Raw genomic sequence first — 2,848 nt, forward strand, 5'->3', positions numbered from 1 at the left:
TGAGGGTGTTGAGGATGGGGTTGAGGTGGGGTGAGTGGAAGGCGTGGGAGACGGTGAGGGTGTGGGTTTTGCGTCCTTGTTGGGTGAAGTGGTGGGTGATGGTGTTGACGTCGTGGGTGGTGCCGGAGATGACGGTGGTGTTGGGGGTGTTGATGGCGGCGATGGTGACGTTGGGGGTGAGGTGGGGGGTGATTTCTTGGGGGGTGGCGTGGATGGCGGTCATGGTGCCGTTGGTGGGGAGGTTGTGCATGAGGCGGGCGCGGGTGGTGATGAGGGTGGCGGCGTCGGTGAGGGTGAGGATGCCGGCGGTGTGGGCGGCGGTGATTTCGCCGAGGGAGTGTCCGGCGAGGTAGTGGGGGTGGATGTTCCAGCTGGTGAGGAGGTGGTGGAGGGCGGTTTGGAGGGCGAAGAGGGCGGGTTGGGTGTAGAGGGTTTGGTTGAGGAGTTGGGCGTGGGGGGTGTGGGGTTTGGCCCACATGATGTGTTGGAGGGGGTGTTCGAGGTGGGGGTTGAGGGCTTGGAAGGCTTGGTCGAGGGCGTTGGCGAAGGTGGGGAAGGTGGTGTAGAGGTTGTGGCCCATTCCGGGGTGTTGGGTGCCTTGGCCTGAGTAGAGGAAGGCGGTTTTGCCGGGGCGTGTTCGTCCGGTGATGAGGTTTGCGCCTGGGGTGAAGGGCCGGTTTGTGTTTGTGGGTGGTTCGGTGTTGGTGGGGTTGGCGAGGTGGTGGAGGGTTTGGTGGAGGTCTTGGTGGGTGTGGGCGAGGATGACGGCGCGGTGTTCGTGGTGGGTGCGGGTGGTGGTGGTTTGGAGGGCGATGTCGTGGAGGGTGAGGTGGGGGTGGTTGGTGAGGTGTTGGTGGAGGCGGGTGGCTTGGGCTGTGAGGGCTTGGGGGTCTCGGGCGGACAGGGTGATGGGGAGGAGGGGTAGTTCGGTGTGTGGGTTTGGTTGATCTTCGGGGGGCGGGGTGGTGTGGGGGGTGGGGGCTTGTTCGATGATGATGTGGGCGTTGGTGCCGCTGATGCCGAAGGAGGAGATGCCGGCGCGTCGTGGCCGGTTGGGGTGGTGGGGCCAGGGTTGGGGTTGGTGGAGGAGGCGTAGTTGGCCTTGTTGCCAGTCGACGTGGGTGGTGGGTGTGTCGGCGTGCAGGGTTTGGGGGAGTAGTTGGTGTTGGGCGGCCATGAGCATTTTGATCACACCCGCCACACCCGCGGCTGCCTGCGAATGCCCGAAGTTCGACTTGATCGACCCCAGCCACAGCGGATCCGCGGGGTCCCGATCGCGTCCGTAAGCGGCAAGCAACGCCTGAGCTTCGATGGGGTCGCCGAGTGTGGTGCCGGTGCCGTGGGCTTCGACCGCGTCGATGTCGCGGGCGGTCAGTCCGGCGTTGGCCAGGGCTTGGCGGATCACCCGTTCCTGGGAGGGGCCGTTCGGTGCCGACAGTCCGTTGCTCGCGCCGTCCTGGTTGACCGCTGATCCCCGGATCACGCCCACTATCTGGTGGCCGTTGGCCTGGGCGTCGGCCAGTCGTTCCAGCAGCAGGACGCCGACGCCTTCGGAGAACACGGTGCCGTCGGCGTCGTCGGAGAACGGCTTGCAGCGGCCGTCTCGTGCCAGTCCTCGCTGGCGGCTGAAGTCGACCAGGAGGTCGGGGGTGGCCATGACGGTCACGCCGCCTGCCAGCGCCAGGGTGCTCTCACCCCGCCGCAGAGACTCACAAGCCAGATGGATGGCTACCAGGGAAGACGAACAGGCGGTGTCAACGGTCAGCGCCGGCCCTTCCAGCCCGAGGGCATACGCCACCCGCCCCGACATGACCGAACCAGCGTTTCCGGTCTGCAGGTACCCCTCGATTTCGTCGGGATATGCTCCATGTCCTGCGCCGTATCCGGTGTGTGTTCCGCCGATGAACACCCCGGTCAGGCTGCCCTTCAACGTGTCGGGATCGATTCCGGCCCGTTCCAGGACCTCCCAGGAGGTCTCCAGCAGCACCCGCTGCTGCGGGTCGATCGCGATCGCCTCGCGTGGGGAGATTCCGAAGAAGCCGGCGTCGAACCCGGCCGCGTCTCGCAGGAACCCGCCCTGCCGCAGATATGTGGTGCCCGGTGTGTCCGGGTCCGGGTCAAACAGCCGTTCCAGGTCCCAGCCCCGGTCCTCGGGCAGGCCGGTGATGCCCGACCCGCCCCGCACCAGCAGTTGCCACATCTCCTCCGGTGAGGTGATCTCTCCGGGATATCGGCAGGCCATCGCCACCACCGCGATCGGCTCGCCCACTCCTGCCGCGGCCGCTGTGGTCGTGCTGGCTGCGGGCTTGGCGGCCGATGCCGCCTTGGCTTCGTGGGTTTGTGCTGGGCCGGTGCCCACTCGCTGGAACAGGTAGTCGGCCACCGCGGCGGGGGTGGGGTGGTCGAACACCAGCGTGGCCGGTAGTTTCACCCCTGCCGCCCGGCCCAGCCGGTTGCGGAGCTCGACCGAGGTGAGCGAGTCGAACCCGAGTTCCTTGAACGGCCGCCCGGCCGCGATCTCTTCCTCCGACCCGTGTCCGAGCACGGCCGCGGCGTGCGAGCGCACGAGCGAGACCAGCACGTGTTCCTGTTCGGCCACCGGCAACCCCGCCAACCGCCGCTGCAATGGTGAATCGCCATCCGCGGCCACCACGTCCTGGACGATGCGGCGTTTGGGGGCGGGTGTCAGGGCTCGCAGGATCGCGGGGACGCCGTCGGGTCGTGTGGCGAGGGCACGTCGGTCGAACGGTAGGGGGATCAGGAAGGGTTCTGGGGTGGCTTGTGCGGTGTCCAGCAGGTTCATGCCGTGGTGGGCGTCCATGGCGGTGAAGCCTGAGCGGGTCAGGCG

1 protein-coding gene is annotated in these 2,848 nt (G+C 67.3%); it reads right to left on the minus strand.

The features are described from left to right. Nucleotides 1–2,821 (minus strand): beta-ketoacyl synthase N-terminal-like domain-containing protein (locus ABZ815_RS52640; protein WP_357711098.1); only part of this gene is annotated, 2,821 nt, incomplete at its 3' end. Nucleotides 2,822–2,848: the final 27 nt, after the last annotated feature.

This window comes from Nonomuraea sp. NPDC047529 (assembly GCF_040642995.1).
Lineage (GTDB): Bacteria > Actinomycetota > Actinomycetes > Streptosporangiales > Streptosporangiaceae > Nonomuraea.